This window comes from Limnobacter sp. 130 (assembly GCF_902506325.1).
Taxonomy (GTDB): Bacteria; Pseudomonadota; Gammaproteobacteria; order Burkholderiales; family Burkholderiaceae_B; genus Limnobacter.
In genome coordinates, this window is the sequence record NZ_LR732328.1 from 1756030 (window position 1) to 1774188 (window position 18159).

20 protein-coding genes are annotated in these 18159 nt (G+C 53.0%); 17 read left to right on the top strand and 3 right to left on the bottom strand.

Going from position 1 to position 18159, the window contains the following annotated elements:
- Positions 1 to 63 precede the first annotated feature (63 nt).
- The 16 genes from FRIGORI9N_RS15585 to FRIGORI9N_RS08400 all read left to right on the top strand — a co-directional run bounded on the left by FRIGORI9N_RS15585 (position 64) and on the right by FRIGORI9N_RS08400 (position 15295).
- On the top strand, positions 64 to 396 hold the full coding sequence (locus FRIGORI9N_RS15585; protein ID WP_159569396.1) for an ATP synthase subunit I: 333 nt from the start codon (positions 64 to 66) through the stop codon (positions 394 to 396).
- 2 nt (positions 397 to 398) lie between these two features.
- Entirely contained in the window at positions 399 to 1259 is an 861-nt protein-coding gene (gene atpB / locus FRIGORI9N_RS08330; RefSeq protein ID WP_159569398.1) for a F0F1 ATP synthase subunit A, read from the top strand.
- A 59-nt stretch (positions 1260 to 1318) separates the two neighbouring features.
- Complete coding sequence (gene atpE, locus FRIGORI9N_RS08335; protein ID WP_008247085.1) at positions 1319 to 1561, top strand: F0F1 ATP synthase subunit C; 243 nt, start codon at positions 1319 to 1321, stop codon at positions 1559 to 1561.
- 75 nt (positions 1562 to 1636) lie between these two features.
- Positions 1637 to 2107, top strand: coding sequence for a F0F1 ATP synthase subunit B (locus tag FRIGORI9N_RS08340; RefSeq protein WP_105027747.1), 471 nt, complete (start codon positions 1637 to 1639; stop codon positions 2105 to 2107).
- Between the two features lie 24 nt (positions 2108 to 2131).
- The gene (locus FRIGORI9N_RS08345) at positions 2132 to 2665 is read left to right on the top strand and encodes a F0F1 ATP synthase subunit delta (protein WP_159569400.1); all 534 of its coding nucleotides are present in this window, start codon (positions 2132 to 2134) and stop codon (positions 2663 to 2665) included.
- A gap of 32 nt (positions 2666 to 2697) precedes the next feature.
- Positions 2698 to 4239: a F0F1 ATP synthase subunit alpha gene (atpA, locus tag FRIGORI9N_RS08350; RefSeq protein WP_159569402.1), complete on the top strand. Its 1542-nt coding sequence runs from the start codon at positions 2698 to 2700 to the stop codon at positions 4237 to 4239.
- A gap of 73 nt (positions 4240 to 4312) precedes the next feature.
- Positions 4313 to 5182 carry a F0F1 ATP synthase subunit gamma gene (gene atpG, locus FRIGORI9N_RS08355; RefSeq protein ID WP_159569404.1) on the top strand — a complete coding sequence of 290 codons (870 nt, stop codon included), beginning with the start codon at positions 4313 to 4315 and terminating at the stop codon, positions 5180 to 5182.
- 38 nt (positions 5183 to 5220) lie between these two features.
- Positions 5221 to 6612 (top strand): F0F1 ATP synthase subunit beta, encoded by a 1392-nt coding sequence (gene atpD, locus FRIGORI9N_RS08360; RefSeq protein ID WP_159569406.1) that lies wholly within the window; start codon positions 5221 to 5223, stop codon positions 6610 to 6612.
- A 69-nt stretch (positions 6613 to 6681) separates the two neighbouring features.
- Positions 6682 to 7101: a F0F1 ATP synthase subunit epsilon gene (locus FRIGORI9N_RS08365; protein ID WP_159569408.1), complete on the top strand. Its 420-nt coding sequence runs from the start codon at positions 6682 to 6684 to the stop codon at positions 7099 to 7101.
- A 136-nt stretch (positions 7102 to 7237) separates the two neighbouring features.
- On the top strand, positions 7238 to 7627 hold the full coding sequence (locus FRIGORI9N_RS08370; protein ID WP_159569410.1) for a hypothetical protein: 390 nt from the start codon (positions 7238 to 7240) through the stop codon (positions 7625 to 7627).
- A gap of 35 nt (positions 7628 to 7662) precedes the next feature.
- Positions 7663 to 8487 (top strand): metallophosphoesterase, encoded by an 825-nt coding sequence (locus FRIGORI9N_RS08375; protein ID WP_159569413.1) that lies wholly within the window; start codon positions 7663 to 7665, stop codon positions 8485 to 8487.
- Positions 8484 to 9293 carry a hydroxypyruvate isomerase family protein gene (locus FRIGORI9N_RS08380; protein ID WP_159569415.1) on the top strand — a complete coding sequence of 270 codons (810 nt, stop codon included), beginning with the start codon at positions 8484 to 8486 and terminating at the stop codon, positions 9291 to 9293. Before FRIGORI9N_RS08375 ends, FRIGORI9N_RS08380 begins: the two co-directional genes overlap by 4 nt.
- Positions 9290 to 9754, top strand: a complete 465-nt coding sequence (locus FRIGORI9N_RS08385; protein ID WP_236550825.1) for a CoA-binding protein — start codon at positions 9290 to 9292, stop codon at positions 9752 to 9754. The genes FRIGORI9N_RS08380 and FRIGORI9N_RS08385 overlap by 4 nt, the downstream gene beginning before the upstream one ends.
- A gap of 25 nt (positions 9755 to 9779) precedes the next feature.
- Positions 9780 to 10874, top strand: a complete 1095-nt coding sequence (gene hemE / locus FRIGORI9N_RS08390; protein ID WP_159569417.1) for a uroporphyrinogen decarboxylase — start codon at positions 9780 to 9782, stop codon at positions 10872 to 10874.
- A 332-nt stretch (positions 10875 to 11206) separates the two neighbouring features.
- Positions 11207 to 13249 (top strand): primosomal protein N', encoded by a 2043-nt coding sequence (locus FRIGORI9N_RS08395; protein ID WP_159569733.1) that lies wholly within the window; start codon positions 11207 to 11209, stop codon positions 13247 to 13249.
- A 45-nt stretch (positions 13250 to 13294) separates the two neighbouring features.
- Positions 13295 to 15295: a UvrD-helicase domain-containing protein gene (locus FRIGORI9N_RS08400; RefSeq protein WP_159569418.1), complete on the top strand. Its 2001-nt coding sequence runs from the start codon at positions 13295 to 13297 to the stop codon at positions 15293 to 15295.
- On the opposite strand, the gene FRIGORI9N_RS08405 is transcribed toward FRIGORI9N_RS08400, so the two are convergent.
- From FRIGORI9N_RS08405 to FRIGORI9N_RS08415, 3 genes are all read right to left on the bottom strand, one after another.
- Complete coding sequence (locus FRIGORI9N_RS08405; RefSeq protein ID WP_159569420.1) at positions 15292 to 15657, bottom strand: response regulator; 366 nt, start codon at positions 15655 to 15657, stop codon at positions 15292 to 15294. The genes FRIGORI9N_RS08400 and FRIGORI9N_RS08405 overlap by 4 nt on opposite strands.
- Positions 15658 to 15693: 36 nt before the next feature.
- A complete protein-coding gene (locus tag FRIGORI9N_RS08410) occupies positions 15694 to 16356 on the bottom strand; it encodes an NAD(P)H-binding protein (protein ID WP_159569422.1) in 663 nt (220 codons plus the stop codon).
- A 72-nt stretch (positions 16357 to 16428) separates the two neighbouring features.
- Entirely contained in the window at positions 16429 to 17325 is an 897-nt protein-coding gene (locus FRIGORI9N_RS08415) for an SDR family oxidoreductase (RefSeq protein ID WP_159569424.1), read from the bottom strand.
- A gap of 112 nt (positions 17326 to 17437) precedes the next feature.
- Between FRIGORI9N_RS08415 and FRIGORI9N_RS08420 the strand changes: the two genes are divergently transcribed.
- A complete protein-coding gene (locus tag FRIGORI9N_RS08420) occupies positions 17438 to 18115 on the top strand; it encodes a TetR/AcrR family transcriptional regulator (protein WP_159569426.1) in 678 nt (225 codons plus the stop codon).
- The last annotated feature ends 44 nt before the right edge of the window (positions 18116 to 18159 follow it).

Below are 18159 nucleotides of genomic sequence, written 5' to 3' on the forward strand. Positions count from 1 at the left end.
AAACACGTGAGCCTTGCGGAAAATACGTATCCGAATAAGGTTAAATGTGGCAGCGCAGCAAATATGTGGAAAATAGTTGGACTCCAATGGGTCGTCGGGGTGATAGTCTGCCTCCTTATGTTGTTGGTGTCCCCAATTCACGCGCAGTCTGCCGTTTGGGGTTTCGTCGCCGTCGCGTTGCCGAGCACATTGTTCGCCGCACGGTTGGCCTTGGGTAGTAAAACCCCCATGGGCGGAACCTTTGTGTTTTTGACCGGAGAATTCCTGAAGGTTGGCGCAACAATCGCGATTATGTTTGTAGCGAGTCAAGTTGACCCGAACATTGTTTGGTGGTCCTTGATCCTCACTGCGATCGTCACCCTCAAAAGCTATTTTTTGGCATTTTTCTTGAGATAAGTATGGCATCTTCACCGAATGGGCAAACGCCCTCAGAGTACATCGTCCATCACTTGCAGCATTTCGCTACCGATAAGCAAAAATTTATCGTCGATTTCTCAGTGATCAACCTGGACACGATGTTTTTCTCCATCCTGTCCGGTTTAATCGTAATCTTGATGCTGTATAAAGCGGCATCCAAAGCCACTTCTGGCGTACCCGGGCGTTTTCAGGGCTTCGTCGAGATGATGGTTGAAATGGTTGAAAACCAGTCTAAATCAATTGTGCACGGCGACCGAACCTTCATTGCCCCTTTGGCTCTGACCGTGTTCCTGTGGATCATTGTCATGAACACCTTTGACTTGATCCCCGTGGACCTGATCCCCATGGCCTGGGGCCAACTGATGTATCAACTTGGCTACGCAGCCAGCGCCGGTGACCCCTACATGCGTGTGGTGGCCACGGCCGACCTGAACGGTACGTTGGGCTTGTCGCTCGGCGTGTTGTGCCTGATGCTTTACTACTCTGTAAAGATCAAAGGCGCGGGCGGCTTTGTTCACGAACTGTTCTGCGCACCTTTCGGTGCCAACCCACTGCTGTGGATCCCCAATTTTGTATTGAACCTGATTGAATTTGCCGCGAAAACCGTGTCCTTGGGCATGCGACTTTTCGGCAACATGTACGCAGGCGAATTGGTGTTCATGCTGATCGCTTTGCTGGGTGGCGCGGCTGCGTTGTCCATGGGTGGAGCATTTGCCTTCTTGGGTCATGTGTTGGCCGGAACAATCTGGGCGATTTTCCACATTCTGATCGTGTTGCTCCAGGGCTTCATTTTCATGATGTTGACCTTGATCTACATTGGCCAGGCGCATCAGGGCCACTGATCGATTTTTAGTTTTTTTGGTTTTTTTAATTTTTCATTTTTTCAATTTAAGGAGTTGTCATGACTAACGTTGCTTTCGTAGCTCTTGCTTGCGGCATTATCATTGGTTTGGGCGCGATCGGCGCTTGTATCGGTATCGCGATCATGGGTGGTAAGTACCTGGAAGCTTCTGCACGCCAGCCAGAACTGATGAACGAACTGCAAACAAAGATGTTCGTTTTGGCCGGTCTGATCGACGCTGCGTTCCTGATCGGTGTTGGTATCGCGATGATGTTCGCGTTTGCTAACCCATTTGTTGGTTAATTTACAGCCACTTCCTTCGAACAACACCGCACGAATGTTTTAAGTCCAATTCGTGCGTTTTAGAGGAAACATGCCGTGAACTTAAACGCAACGCTGTTTGCTCAGCTCGTCGTTTTCTTCATCTTGGCGGTCTTTACGATGAAATTCGTATGGCCCCCGCTGATCAAGAGCATCGATGAGCGTGCAAAGAAAATCGCAGACGGCCTGGCCGCTGCAGAACGTGGTAAGCAGGCTTTGGCAGAAGCCGGTCGTAAAGCTGAACAGGAACTGGCTGTTAGCCGTTCTGAAAATCAGCAACGCCTGGCCGAAGCAGAAAAGCGTGCCCAGCAGATTATTGAAGAGGCAAAACAACAAGCCGAAGTTGAGCGCAAGCGAATTCTTGCGCAGGCTGAAGCGGAAGCTGCAAACGAAGCACAACGTGCCCGTGACCAGTTGCGCGATCAGTTGGCAACACTCGTGGTGAAAGGCGCAGAGCAAATCCTGAAGAAGGAAGTGAACGCCCAGGCCCACGCAGATTTGCTGAATCAACTGAAAGCGGAACTGTAAGCCTAAAGCTTAAGGAAACACAAAATGGTCGAACTATCCACCATCGCCCGTCCTTACGCTGAAGCAGCGTTTGATGTTGCCAAAACATCAAGCCTGAAACAGTGGAGTGATTGGCTACAGTCGTGGTCGGCAGTCGCATGCAACGCAGACATCAAATTGCTGGTCAGCAACCCTAAGTTGACTGACGAGCAGGTGTTGAAGGTGTTTGTTGAACTGACCAAGACACCGGCGGAAGCGCAAGCAACGAATTTTTTGAGTGCGCTTGTGGAAAATGGCCGTTTGCTGGCCTTGCCAGAAATCGCTCGACAGTTCGAAGAATTGAAGAACAGCCATGAAGGTTCTGCAGATGCGGTCATCGCCTCTGCATTCCCCATGACTGATGCTGAAGTTCAAAACGTACGTGGTGCATTGGAAAAGAAATTTGGGTCCAAACTGAACGTAACAGTTCAGGTGGACGAGTCCCTGATTGGTGGCGTGTGCGTCACTGTCGGCGATCAAATTTTGGATAGTTCGGTGCGCGGCAAACTTAACGCGATGAAGGCGGCTTTAACAGCCTAACTTGGCCCTCAAACGTAATTGGAGCAATCAATATGCAGATTAATCCCTCTGAGATCAGTGAACTGATCAAGAGCCGGATCGAAGGCCTCGGATCATCGGCCGACATCCGGACACAAGGTACTGTAGTGTCGGTGAGCGACGGTATTTGCCGCGTTCATGGTTTGTCAGATGTGATGCAAGGTGAAATGCTGGAATTCCCAGGCAACACCTTTGGTTTGGCGCTCAACCTGGAACGTGATTCCGTGGGTGTCGTTATTTTGGGTTCTTACGAACACATTTCTGAAGGCGATCTGGTCAAGTGTACCGGCCGTATTCTGGAAGTGCCCGTAGGTCCCGAGCTGCGTGGTCGCGTGGTGAATGCATTGGGTGTGCCGATCGACGGCAAGGGCCCAGTCAACGCCAAGATGACCGACGTGATTGAAAAAGTGGCCCCAGGTGTTATTGAACGTAAGTCAGTAGACCAGCCGCTGCAAACCGGTGTGAAAGCGATTGATGCCATGGTTCCTGTTGGCCGCGGCCAGCGTGAATTGATCATTGGCGACCGTCAAACTGGTAAAACAGCAGTTGCGATCGACGCGATCATTAACCAGAAAGGCACTGGCGTAACTTGCGTGTACGTGGCTGTGGGCCAAAAAGCCTCTTCCATCGTGAACGTAATCCGCAAGCTCGAAGAGTTCGGCGCTTTGGAGTACACCATTGTTGTGGTGGCTTCTGCATCTGAATCGGCTGCCATGCAATATCTGGCACCTTACTCGGGTTGCACCATGGGCGAGTACTTCCGTGATCGCGGTGAAGACGCTCTGATCGTGTATGACGATCTGTCCAAGCAAGCTGTGGCCTACCGTCAAATTTCCCTGTTGCTGCGTCGCCCACCCGGCCGCGAAGCTTACCCAGGTGACGTGTTCTATCTACACAGCCGTTTGCTCGAGCGCGCATCACGCGTGAACGCCGAATACGTTGAAAAATTCACCAAGGGTGAAGTGAAAGGCAAAACCGGTTCTTTAACCGCCCTGCCAATCATTGAAACCCAGGCTGGTGACGTAACAGCGTTCGTTCCAACCAACGTAATTTCGATTACTGACGGTCAAATCTTCTTGGAAACCGACTTGTTCAACGCCGGTATCCGTCCAGCGATTAACGCGGGTATTTCCGTGTCTCGCGTGGGTGGTGCAGCGCAGACCAAAGTGGTCAAGAAGCTGTCAGGCGGTATCCGTACCGACTTGGCCCAGTACCGTGAATTGGCTGCGTTTGCGCAGTTTGCTTCTGATCTTGACGAAGCAACCCGCCGCCAGCTGGAACGTGGTCGCCGTGTGGTTGAGTTGTTGAAGCAGCCCCAGTACGCCCCATTGAAAACATGGGAAATGGCACTGGCCCTGTTCGCAATCAACAATGGTTATCTGGATGATGTCGAGGTATCGAACGTTCTTCCTTTCGAGGTTTCTCTGCGTCAATTCATGCAGACAAGCCACAAGGACCTGATCGATCGTATCGAGCAGACTTACGAGTTGTCGAAAGACGATGAGCCAAAGCTGCACGAAGCCGTGAAATCATTCAAGAAAACTGGCGCGTATTAATCAGAGCGATCTGATTGTACCCACCGCATAACTCGGAAGGTCTAGTACCTTCCCAGTCATTGGAGGAAATACGATGTCAGGAATGAAGGAAATCCGGACCAAGATCAAGAGCGTGCAAAACACGCGAAAGATCACGAAGGCGATGGAAATGGTGGCTGCGTCCAAAATGCGCAAAGCCCAGGACCGTATGCGTTCGGCTCGTCCCTATGCGGACAAAGTTCGGAATATTTGCGCCAACCTGGCCAAGGCAAACCCGGAATACCGCCATGAATACATGGTGGCGCGCGACGAAATCAAAAACGTTGCTGCGATTGTTGTGACAACTGACAAAGGCTTGTGTGGTGGCTTGAACACCAACATCCTGCGTTTGGTGACCAGCAAGTTTCAGGAATTGACCGGCAAAGGCGCAAAGGTACGAGCAACCGCAATCGGTACAAAGGGCGCTGGCTTCTTTAACCGCATTGGTGTTGAAGTAACTTCTAAAGTGACAGGTCTTGGTGACAAGCCCCACCTGGAAGCGCTGATCGGTGCAATCAAGGTTCAACTTGATGCATACGTTGCAGGCGAAGTGGATGCCGTTTATTTGGCCTACACCAAGTTTGTAAACACCATGAAGCAAGAAGCCGTGTTCGAGCAACTGCTGCCCTTGGGTGGCGAAAGGCTGCAAGCCGATGAGGGTTCCACGTCGTGGGACTACATCTATGAGCCGGATGCGAAGGCCGTGATTGACGATTTGCTGCTGCGTTACATCGAAGCATTGGTGTACCAGGCTGTGGCAGAAAACATGGCTTCAGAACAATCAGCACGTATGGTTGCGATGAAGGCAGCGTCAGACAACGCCAAGAATGTGATCAGTGAACTGCAACTTACCTACAACAAAGCCCGTCAGGCTGCCATTACGAAAGAATTGGCAGAGATCGTCGGCGGCGCAGCGGCTGTGTAAGCGGAAGTTCGGAACGATTTTGAATTAAGGAAATAACGATGAGTACTGCGACAAACGAAGGAAAAATCGTACAGTGTATCGGCGCGGTGATTGACGTTGAGTTTTCACGCAACAACATGCCGAAAGTGTACGACGCGCTAACCATGGAAGGTTCCGAACTGACACTGGAAGTTCAGCAGCAGCTGGGTGACGGTGTGGTTCGTACCATCTGTTTGGGTGCATCAGACGGCCTGCGCCGTGGCATGGCTGTGACCAACACAGGCAAGCCGATTTCTGTACCAGTGGGCCAAGGCACACTGGGCCGCATTATGGACGTATTGGGTCGCCCAATCGACGAAGCTGGCCCTGTGAAAACCGACGCTACACGTGCCATTCACCAAAATGCACCTGCTTTCGACGAACTGTCACCTTCGACAGAATTGCTCGAAACAGGCATCAAAGTGATCGACTTGATCTGCCCATTCGCCAAAGGCGGTAAGGTAGGCTTGTTCGGTGGTGCGGGTGTGGGCAAGACCGTGAACATGATGGAATTGATCAACAACATCGCCAAGCAACACGGTGGTTACTCCGTGTTTGCCGGTGTGGGTGAGCGTACTCGTGAGGGTAACGACTTCTACCACGAGATGAAAGATTCCAACGTTCTGGACAAAGTGGCACTGGTGTATGGCCAGATGAACGAGCCTCCCGGCAACCGTCTGCGCGTTGCGTTGACAGGCTTGACGATGGCTGAATACTTCCGTGACGAAGGCCGTGACGTTCTGCTGTTCGTGGACAACATTTACCGCTTTACATTGGCCGGTACTGAAGTGTCTGCGTTGTTGGGTCGTATGCCTTCTGCGGTGGGTTACCAGCCAACACTGGCCGAAGAAATGGGTCGCTTGCAAGAGCGCATTACTTCGACCAAGAAGGGCTCCATTACTTCCGTGCAAGCTGTATACGTTCCTGCGGATGACTTGACCGACCCGTCACCTGCTACAACGTTTGCTCACTTGGACGCCACAGTTGTGTTGTCTCGTGACATCGCTTCTTTGGGTATTTACCCTGCGGTGGATCCACTGGATTCCACATCACGCCAGGTTGACCCCAACATCATCGGTGAAGAGCACTACAACGTGGCCCGTGGCGTGCAGCAAACACTGCAGCGTTACAAGGAACTGCGCGACATTATCGCGATTTTGGGTATGGACGAATTGTCTCCAGAAGACAAGCTGGCCGTGGCCCGTGCGCGTAAAATTCAGCGTTTCCTGTCACAGCCTTTCACAGTGGCTGAAGTATTTACCGGTTCACCCGGCAAGTACGTGTCACTGAAGGAAACCATTCGCGGCTTCAAGATGATTGTGAACGGTGAGTGTGACAACTTGCCCGAGCAGGCTTTCTACATGGTAGGTACCATCGACGAAGCCTTCGAAAAAGCCAAGAAAATTCAGTAATCCGACTGGTGTGTCGTGTGCCGGCGAAGGTGAAAACCCAAGTCGGTGCCCATCACAAAGGAAATGAGTATGTCGACAATCCACGTGGATGTGGTGAGTGCAGAAGAATCAATCTTCGAAGGTGAGGCAGAATTTGTTGCTTTGCCCGGAGAGCAGGGTGAGCTGGGTATTTATCCACGCCACACTCCGCTGATTACGCGCATCAAACCAGGTACAGTTCGCATCAAGATTGCAGGTCAGGCTGAAGAAGAAGTGGTGTTTGTGAATGGTGGCGTGTTGGAAGTACAACCCAACTCGGTTACGGTTCTTGCAGACACGGCCCTTCGCGGCGGCGACCTGGATGAAGCAAAGGCTACGGAGGCCAAGCGTTTGGCCGAAGAAGCACTGGCCAATCGCAGTGCGGACATTGACTATGCTCAAGCACAAGCTGAATTGGCTTCCGCGATTGCACAGTTGCAAGCCATCAAGCGCTTGAGAAAAGTACGTTAAAAGCAATACAAGGTTGAGAAACCAGTGAAAAGCCACGGTGAAAGCCGTGGCTTTTTTCTTGGCCGGATGCATTGTGAATACAGGTGGAACCACAGGGTGTGTTCTCGCAACATAAATGGCAATCAAGGAGCCGTTTATGTATCAAAAATTCGATGATCTGTTGAAAGACCTTCAACAGAATCGCCCCAGCAACATGACCCCACTGGGGCGGGTTTTTTTCTTCAATGACCAAGCGGTGTTGCTGCAGCATGGGGAAATGGAAGGAATAACCTGGGTCGACATTCACATTGAATTGAAGCGTTTTCGACTCGACAATCTGGCTGCGGCGAAAAAGGTGCTGCAGGCCAATCGGGAAATGGGCGCGTCAACGCCAATTCCTTCCTGGTTTGCTGTGGACCAGAACAATGATTGCCTGGTGTTCATTAACCGGCTGGATTGGCGACACATTACGTGCAAAATCCTGGAAGACCACATTTTGCGTTGCATTGAACAAATGGGAAGTGCACTGGCAACTGAAGGTGTGTAATCCTCGGTGATGGGTCTACAGGTTAGAATAAAGGCATGAAAATCGCCTTGTATTCTGACTTGCATCTTGAAACGATGCGCCATTTCCCCGCTTTGGCGGCGGTTCCACAGCCTGTCGAGGAAGTGGATCTAATGATTCTTGCCGGTGATATTCATCAAGGTACCCAAGGCTTGCAGGCCTTGGCTGAACTCGGCGAGAAACAGCACATTTACGTGGCGGGCAACCACGAGTATTACCACCACGACATTGAAATTCTGGACGACCATTTGTTCGAGCTGGCCGAGAGGAAGCAATTGAACTACCTGCAGCGCACCAGTGTGGTTATTCAAGGTGTGCGTTTTTTGGGTTGTACCTTGTGGACCGATTTCAATATTCAACCAGGTTGGCGATTCGGGGCCGAGTTGGTGGCCAAGGCGTTCTTGCCCGATTACAAATTGATTCGCATGCGGGGCAAACAGTTTTCTCCCAGCATGGGCATCGATTTGCATCATCAGAACATTGATTGGCTAGAGTCCGCATTGGCGATGCCTTTTGATGGCAAAACCGTGGTGATCACTCACCACGCGCCTCATCCGCAAAGTATTCATCCGCGTTTCAATTTGAGTCCGATTAATGCGGCATTTGTATCCGACCTTAGCCGCTTAATGGGCAAGGCCGATGTGTGGGTGCATGGGCACATGCACGATTCATTTGATTACACCGTGCACAACAACGGAGGCCAAACCCGTGTGCTGGTCAACCCGCGTGGCTATGTGCGTAAAAAAGGCAAGGCACGAAAAATGGAGCGTGGGCAGGTGCAGGTGACGCCACAGGCTTTCGAGAATCCCTTTTTTAATCCACACCTTGTGTTCGAAGTATGAAGCTGGCCGCCAATCTGAGTTGGCTGTACACCGAGCTCGATTTTCTGGCGCGCATCGAGGCCTGCGCCGAAGACGGTTTCAGGCATGCCGAGTGCATGTTTCCCTACGATTATTCTGCTGAACTGCTGCGCGATAAAGCCGGTGAGGCGGGCGTGCAATGGGTGTTGATCAATGCACCTGCAGGCAATTGGATCAATGGCGATCGAGGCCTGGCGGTTGAACCGGCACGGCGCGATGAATTCAAACGTTCTATCGAGCAAGCGGTACGCTATGCCGCAACACTGGGTGTGCGCAAAGTGCATGTGCTGGCCGGGGTGGTCGATCTGAGCGATGCGCGGGCTGTGCAATCGGCACGGGCCTGTTACGCCGAGAACCTGAACTGGTTGGCAAGCAGCATGCGAGATGAACCCGTGGACTGGTTGATTGAACCCATTAACCGAGTTGATGTTCCTGGTTATTTGTTAAGCCACCAAGCGGATGCGCATGACCTGTTGATTGATTTGAATCAGGTCAATTTGGGTGTACAAATGGACCTGTACCATGTTGAACGAACCGAAGGTAATGCACTGGATGCGCTGGGTCGCTACCTGCCCACCGGGCGTGTGAAGCACCTGCAAATTGCAGGTGTACCTGACCGCGATGAGCCGGATGAATCTGTGTATTCAGGAATTCATGCCAAATTGAAAACGCTGAACTACAACGGCCACATTGGTTGCGAGTATCGACCCAAAGCGGGCACCCGCGATGGCTTGGGCTGGATCCGAAGCACTGGATTTTCAGGCACAATGGAGTCCTTCGAACCTTGAGCTTAGGCGGGCAACCGCCGGAAGAATTGCCCATGCAAGACGCTGAACTGAAGCAACTGCTCGACAACACCAAAACGATCGCTGTTGTGGGTTTTTCTTCGCAAGCCCACAAGCCCAGTTTTTTTGTTGCCAAGTACCTGCAGTCGCAGGGCTATCGAATTTTGCCCATCAACCCGGCTTTGCAAGGTCGACCAAGTGGTCTGTTGGGCGAAACCTGTTACCCCGACCTGAAAACCGCGATGGCTGAAACTGGCCTGAAAATTGACCTGGTCGATGTGTTTCGCCGCGCCGAGCACACCCCCGATGTTTTGGCTCAGGCCATGAATGTGGGTGCAGGTGCCGTGTGGTTGCAGCAGGGAATTCGCAACGACATGGTTGAAGCCAAGGCGAAGGCTGCAGGTTTACCTTTTCTCATGGACCGTTGTTTGAAAACCGAACACCAGCGTCTGTATTTAGTTTGAAATTATTGAATAAGCATCTACGAATATGAGCAGTTTTCAGCCCGTTAAAAATGACACCTTCTTGCGTGCATTGCGCCGTGAAGCCACCGAGTACACGCCAGTTTGGTTAATGCGCCAAGCGGGCCGTTATTTGCCCGAGTACCGCGCAACGCGCGCAAAAGCCGGCAACTTTATGGGTTTGTGCACCAACCCGGAGGCGGCCTGCGAAGTGACTTTGCAACCGCTTGAACGGTACAAGCTGGATGCGGCCATTTTGTTCTCGGATATTTTGACCGTGCCCGATGCCATGGGCTTGGGTTTGTATTTTGCAGAAGGCGAAGGCCCCAAGTTTGAGCGCCCCTTGGTTACCGAGGCTGATGTGGCCAAGCTCGCAGTTCCGGACATTGGCACGAGCCTGAGGTATGTGACAGACGCAGTCAGCACCATTCGGGGCGCACTGGATGGCCGGGTACCATTGATTGGTTTTTCAGGCAGCCCATGGACCCTGGCTTGTTATATGGTTGAAGGGGGTGGCAGCAGCGACTTCCGGAAAGTAAAAACCATGTTGTACAAGCGGCCCGACCTGATGCACCGCATTCTGGAAGTGACCACTGAGGCGGTCAGTCAGTATCTTCGTGCTCAAATTGAGGCCGGCGCACAAGCCGTGATGATTTTCGACAGCTGGGGCGGTGCCTTGGCCGATGGCGCATTTCAGCAATTCAGCTTGAACTACATCAAGAAAATCGTGGCCAGTTTGCCTTTGCAGGCCAATCGGGGTGCATTCACCGAGGATATTCCTTCGATTGTGTTCACCAAGGGTGGCGGTTTGTGGCTCGAGGACATTGCGTCCAGTGGTGCCAGTGCAATTGGTGTGGACTGGACTGTTAATTTGGGTCAGGCCCGTGCCCGTATTGGTGACCGTTGTGCAATTCAGGGCAACCTGGACCCCAATGTGTTGTTTGCCGAGCCAGCGCAAATTGAGGCCGAAGTGGCCAAAGCATTGGAAAGTTTTGGTGTGCCACAGGCTGGTGCCGGCCATGTGTTCAACCTGGGCCATGGTATTTCCCAGTTCACCAACCCCGACAGTGTCGAGGTGATGGTCAATGCAGTGCACAGCTACAGCCGCAAACAAAGGCAGTAAAAACTTGGACTTATGCACATTTTTGGCGCAAGGCTTCAGAAATGTTTTTTTGCATTGCACGACGATTGGAAAAGCAGAGGGGGCAGTTAAGTACTTGTTTTTAAATACAAAAAACGTATTTTACAAAATTTGTACTTTACATGAATGCCTGCATCCTGTAGCACGTCCGTGGATTATTTCCACGGATGTCCACAAAGTTATCCACATTGACTGTTAAAAATTTTGTATTCCGTTTAATTCAAGCCAGCTAGTCCATGAACTTAAAGTAAGCTGTGAAGACAGACCCAAAGCAAAACACTTCATCTAACCCGGTCGAGGGAAACACTTTGCTGGTGAATGTGTTGGTTGCTGCACCGCTTCCCAAATCTTTCACCTACCAGTGGCAAAGCGACGACACGCCCCGATTCGGGATGCGTGTCATTGTGCCGTGGGGACGCCAGCACCGCATTGGACTGGTTCAGGGTATTGCACCCGATCAACAAATGGCCGAAAACATCAAACCTGTGCACACGGTGCTTGATGCGGGCGAAAGTTTGAGCGCTAAATGGCAGGCATTGATTGAATTCGCGGCCAAGTATTACCACCACCCATTGGGCATGATTGCCCTGGAGGCTTTGCCCAAGGCCTTGCGCGTGTTGAATGCACGGGGTGAAGAACCGGTGATGGTGGCCAAATCCCGAGAGCATGCCCACAAGTTGTTGGTAGAGACCCGTGACGCGGGCACGGTTGCCAAGGCTGGCAAATCCCAAATCAACAAGCTTGAAAAACCGGTCTTGAACACCGAACAACTGGATGCGGTGGCACAGCTATCGACGGCGCAAGGCTTTCAGCCTTTCCTGCTGTACGGGGTCACTGGCAGTGGAAAAACAGAGGTGTACCTGCACACGGTTGAAGAGCGCTTGACCCGTGGCGAGCAGGTGTTGGTGTTGTTGCCCGAAATCAACCTGACCCCGGCTGCGCAAGCTTTGTACAAAGAACGCCTGGCACCACACCGGGTTGTGGTGATGCACAGTAACCTGGCCGAACTCACCCGCACCAAAGCCTGGTTTGAAGCAGCCACGGGTGCAGCCGATGTGATTATTGCCACGCGGCTGGGTGTGCTGACCCCCTTGCCACGCTTGGGGATGATTGTGGTGGACGAAGAACACGACCCATCGTACAAGCAGCAAGATGGCATGCGTTACCATGCCCGCGATTTGGCCCTGATGCTGGCGAAACAGCGCGAGGTGCCGATTGTGTTGGGCTCGGCAACCCCTGCCTTGGAAACCTGGTTGAAAGCCGACCAGGGCGCTTACAAGCGCCTTGCCTTGAAAAACCGTGCAGTGCTGGGTGCAAGCCTGCCCAAGGTGGAGTTGATTAACACCGCCAATTTTCCGGCCAAAGAAGGTTTAAGCGAGCCGGCAATGCAGGCCTTGGTACAAAACTTTGAGGCGGGCAAGCAAAGCATTGTGTTCTTGAACCGCCGTGGCTATGCGCCCCAAATGGTGTGCAATGCCTGCGGCTGGGTGGCCAACTGCGACCATTGCACGGCGCACATGGTGTGGCACAAAAACGAGCGCATGCTGCGTTGCCACCACTGTGGTGCGGGCCAGCGTGTGCCCACCCATTGCCCCACTTGCGGCAATCAGGATTTGACCGGTTTTGGCCGCGGCACGCAGCGTATTGAAGAGACACTGGCGGGCCTGTTGCCCACTGCAAATATTTTGCGCATTGATGCAGACAGCACCCGCAACAAGGGGCAAATGGAAGCCTTGTTGCAACAGGCGCACAGCGGGGAGGCCGATGTGCTGGTGGGCACGCAAATGATTGCCAAAGGGCACGACTTTGCCAACGTAACCCTGGTGTTGGCCTTGAATGTGGATGCTTCGCTGTATTCGCACGCCTACCGCGCGCCCGAGCGCTTGTTTGCCCAACTGATGCAGGTGGCGGGCCGGGCTGGTCGAAGGGCAGGCGATGCCCGCATGGTGGTGCAAACGCGTTACCCGCAACACCCGCTGTTTGATGCCTTGAAGGCGCACGATTATGAAAACTTTGCCAGCCATGAAATGCAGGCCCGCAAAGATGCACGTATGCCGCCGTTTTCTCACCAGGCCACCATTCGGGCAGACCACAAAAAGCTGGCCAACTGTTTGCAGTTTTTAAGTACCGCGCGTGAATTGGGTGAGCCTTTGGTCGATGCGGACAACCCGGTGTTCATGTGCGACCCGGTGCCCTTGACCGTGGTTCGGGTGGGTGGCATTGAACGCGCGCAAATGCTGATTGAAAGCGAGTCTCGGCCCGCGCTGCACCGTTTCCTGACCCAATGGTTGGCGCAGCTTCACGCGCTACCTGGTAGCGTTCGCTGGTTTTTGGAAGTGGACCCGGTTGATCTGTAAGTGCCTCTGGTACAGTAATGCCTTCCCCTGGAGTTTCCCCCCTGTATGTCTGTTGGTCTGAACAAAGCCCAAAGCGAAGCTGTGAATTATGTGGATGGTCCCTGCCTGGTACTGGCTGGTGCGGGTTCGGGCAAAACACGCGTGATCACCCAAAAAATTGCCCACCTGATTCAAAACAAGGGTGTAAGCGCCAAGAACATTGCGGCGGTTACCTTTACCAACAAAGCCGCCAAGGAAATGGAAGAGCGTGCGGCCAAGTTGTTGCGTGGCACGGAAGGCAAAGGCCTGTTGGTGTGTACCTTTCACAGCCTGGGCATTCGAATTTTGCGGGAAGAGCACAAACATGCCGGGCTGAAAGCGCGGTTCTCCATTCTGGATGCAACAGACACCTACGGCCTGGTGCAACAGCTGTATGGCACCACCGACAAGCAGCTGATTCGCAAGGCGCAAAGCGTAATTTCGCTGTGGAAAAACGGCCTTGTGGACCCCGATGCTGCACTGGCGCAAGCGACTTCTGAAGATGAGGGCCAAATTGCCCGCCTGTACAAAAGTTATGAAGCCACGCTGGCGGCCTACCAGGCTGTGGATTTTGACGACCTTATTTTGAAGCCCACGCGCCTGTTGGCCAGCAACGAGGAGGTGCGCAGCCGCTGGCAAAACCGCCTGCGTTATTTGCTGGTGGACGAGGTGCAAGACACCAACGCCTGCCAGTATGATTTGCTGCGTTTGATTGCCGGGCCACGCGCCATGTTCACGGCGGTGGGCGACGATGACCAGGCCATTTACGCCTGGCGCGGTGCCACCATTGAAAACCTGCGGCAGCTGACCGAAGATTACCCGCAGTTGAAAGTGATCAAGCTGGAACAGAATTACCGGTCTACCCTGCGTATTTTGCAGGCGGCCAACCGCTTGATTGAAAACAACCCGAAGCTGTTTCCAAAAACCCTGTGGAGCGACCACGGCCCCGGTGAACCGATTGTGATCAGCCCCATGGCTGACGATGAGCATGAAGCCGAGCAGGTGGCCATGATGTTGAGTGGGCATCGCTTTGAGCGCCGCGCCAAGTATGGCGATTATGCGGTGTTGTACCGCAGTAACTTTCAGGCGCGCATTCTGGAACAGGCCTTGCGGCGCCAGAAAATCCCCTACATTTTGAGTGGCGGACAAAGCTTTTTTGAGCGTGCCGAGATCAAGGATGTGATCGCCTATTTGCGATTGCTGGTGAATCAGGACGATGACCCGGCATTCATTCGTGCAGTGACCACGCCGAAGCGTGGCATTGGTCAAAAAACACTGGAAGCCTTGGGCACTTATGCAGGTACGCGCGGGGTTTCATTGTTTGAAGCGCTGTTTGAAACCGGTGCGGAAAGCCATTTGAATGCGGGCATGGTCGATGCGCTGCGCACTTTCGGCACCTTCATCAACAAGCTGGAGTACCGCGCCCAGCGGGAACCTGCGCGCGATTTGCTCAACGAGTTGTTGAGCACCATCAAGTACGAAGAGTGGCTTTACGAGCAGCAAGACGAACGTGGCGCACAAAGCAAATGGCAAAACGTGCTCGATTTCGTGAAGTGGATGGGCGACAAGGGCGAGGAAGAAGGTTCAACCTTGCTGGACCTGACACAGAAAGTGGCTTTGATGACCATGCTGGATCGGCAAGACGATGGCACCCGGCCCGATGCCGTGCAGCTAAGCACCCTGCACGCAGCCAAAGGGCTAGAATTTCCGCATGTGTTTTTGCTGGGTTGTGAGGAAAGTATTTTGCCCAGTTTTGGCGACGGCGAAGGGCGCGAACTGACCGACGACAGGCTGGAAGAAGAGCGCCGCCTGATGTATGTGGGTGTGACCCGTGCACAGCGCAGCCTGAATATTACCTGGTGCAGAAAGCGCAAGAAGGCGCGTGAATTGGTGAGTTGTTTTCCGTCGCGGTTTATCAAGGAACTGCAACTGGAAACCGACAAAGACCTGCCCGATGACACACCCAAGATGACCCCGAAAGACCGTTTGAGTGCGTTGAAAGGGTTGCTGACAAAGGTCGGCGCTTAGTTTGCACCCAGCGCAGAATTTGCTTTCTGGATCAGCGCCTCGGGGGTAACCGGTTTCAGCAACCACCCCGCAAGGTTGAGGGCTTTGGCCTGTTTAATCATTTCTTTGTCGGAATACGACGTAATCACCACAATGGGTACCATGGCTCCGGTTTTTCGAATTCGGTTGCACAACTCAAGACCGTCCATACCGGGCATGTCGATGTCAGTGATGATCAGGTCGGGTGCGCCGTTTTCTACGATCTCTCGTATGCCTTCCTGAGCCGATGCCGCAGTGCGCACAACATGACCCGCTTGGGTCAAAATATGTGCGCAAACTTTTCGAATGGTATTGGCATCGTCAATTAGAAGAATATTGGGCATGGCGTGATTTGGTTTGATGGTGATTTATTTTTACCATCATACCGTGCCAGATTGAAAAACCTCGGATTCCAGTACTTTTGCGCCCGGTTCGGCGTTTAGCGCTTCTATCAGCATTGTGCGTGCAAGCATGTCGACTTTCACACTGCGCAGGCGTTTGGGCAATAGCGGGTTGAGCATGCGGCTGGCGATCAAACCAATTTCTTCACCCAGACGAAATTCCTCGCGCTGACCATCGAGCAGGCCAGGACGCGCAATCACAACACTGGGAATGCCCGCGTTTCGAACTGCCTGTTCCGCTTCGCCCTTGGTGCGCAAGTACAGGCCTTTCGCTTTGGGATTGGCCATCATGGCTGAGTTCAGTACGAAGCAGGGCACGGCATGCTGGGCGGCAAGTGCCGCAAATTGAGCCACCAGGGTGTAATCCACAAAACGGAATTGCTCCGCTGTTTTGGCCGCTTTGATGGTGGTGCCCAAGGTGCAGATGACTGCATCGGCTTGCCACCAAGGGGCCTCTTCAGGAATGGCGTTGAAGTCGATGACCTGGTTGAGTAACTTGGGGTGCGGTGTAATGGGTTTGCGGGTTAACGCAACCACCTTGCCTATATTCGGGTGCGCTAGCGCCTGCGCCAACACGCTGTGACCCACCACACCAGTGGCACCCACCAGCAGCACAGTTTTCTGAATGTTCGTTGAACTCAAATCAAGTCCCCAATAAAAAACGCGGCAGTCTTAAGACTAACCGCGTTTTAACGTCAAAGTCCAAAGGCGTTGTTATGCGCTTTGGGTTTCCTTTTCAGCGGCCTTGCGCTTTTTGCGGGCAATTTGCTTGTCGCGCATTTTTTTCATTTGACTCACGATAATGGCTTGATAGCTTTCGGGCAATGTGCGCACCATGGCGTCCATGGCCACTGCGTCGGGGCCAACCAACACGCGGCGCTTGTTGCCTTTTACCGCCTTCAGGATAATATCGGCCGCCTTTTCTGCAGTGGTGATGAAGAATTTCTCAAAGAACTCTTTGCCCTGCTCGGAATCGGCACCGGTGAACTGTTCAATTTCAGGCGATGCGACGCTTTTGCGGGCAATGGCAGTTTTGATGCCGCCTGGGTGAACGCTGGTGGCCGATACGCCGCAATTCATCATGTCCAGTTCCTGGCGCAGGCTTTCTGTAAAACCGCGAACAGCAAACTTGGTGGCGTTGTAGGTGCTTTGTGTGGGCTGTGCACACAGACCAAACAGGCTGCTGGTGTTGATAATGTGGCCGTCGCCAGATGCCTTCAGGTGTGGCAAAAATGCCTTGGTTCCGTACACGACGCCCCAGAAGTTGATGCCCATGATCCACTCGAATTTGTCGTAATCGATGTGTTCAACCGGTGTGGCGTAAGCGACACCCGCGTTGTTGAAAATCAGGTTCACTTTGCCGTGGTCTTTGGCTGTTTGATCGGCCCAGGCATACATGGCTTCGCGGTTGGACACGTCGAGTTGCTGGCTGGTAACCTTGACATTGGGCGCAGCGGCTTTCACCAACTTCACGGTTTCGGCGAGGCCTTTGGTGTCAACATCGGAGATGGATACGTGGCATCCGTCCTTGGCCAGTTGAAGGGCCAGCGTACGGCCCATGCCAGATGCGGCGCCTGTAATTGCGGCCACTTTGCCGTTGAATGATTTCATGTGTCGGTCTCCAATGTGCTGTGTTGTAGCTGTAATTTGACAATCGTGGTTGTCAATTTAATGTTGGGCCTGCATACTGTCAATGCCTATTTTTTGAGTATATCTTCCAATTATGAATGCGAAAGCACCCGAGCAAATTGCCAAAGCCGCAGGGCGTCGTTACCGTGGGGTGTCCAACGAAACCCGCAAGGCGGAGCGCCGGTTGAAACTGATTGAGGCTGGCATCAAGATGTTTGGTTCGACTGGTTACCATGCCGCCACGGTGAAGGGTCTGTGTCAGGAAGCGGGTTTGACCGAGCGCTATTTTTACGAGAGCTTCAGCAATGCCGAGGCCCTGTTCACTGCGTGCTACCTGCACATTACGGATACGCTGCGCGACAAGTTGCAGAAGGTGTTGTTGAGCACAGATGCAGACAATCTGGAGCAGGCCACCCGAACCGGCTTGACCGTGTTTTTCAGCCAGTTCAAGGAAAGCCCGCAGGCAGCCCGTATTTTGTTGGTCGAGGTGTTGACCGTGAACCGGCACCTCGAAGAGTTGAGCTTGAAAACCCTGTACAGTTTTGTAGAAATGCTGGAAACACTGGCCAAACCGCTGATTGATCAGCGCAAGGACGGCGGCGTGAAGGGGCTGGATTCAACCTTGCTGGCCTCGGGCCTGGTGGGCTCAGTGCTGTATATGGCGGCCCGCTGGAGTATGGATGGTTGCAAAAAATCCGTGGAAGATGTGGTGGAAAATGCCATGCTGATTTTCCGCGGCGCGGGAGAAATGCTGTTGCAGTGCGACGATTGATGCGCTGAGCATGCAATAAAAAACCCGCCTTCGGGCGGGTTTTT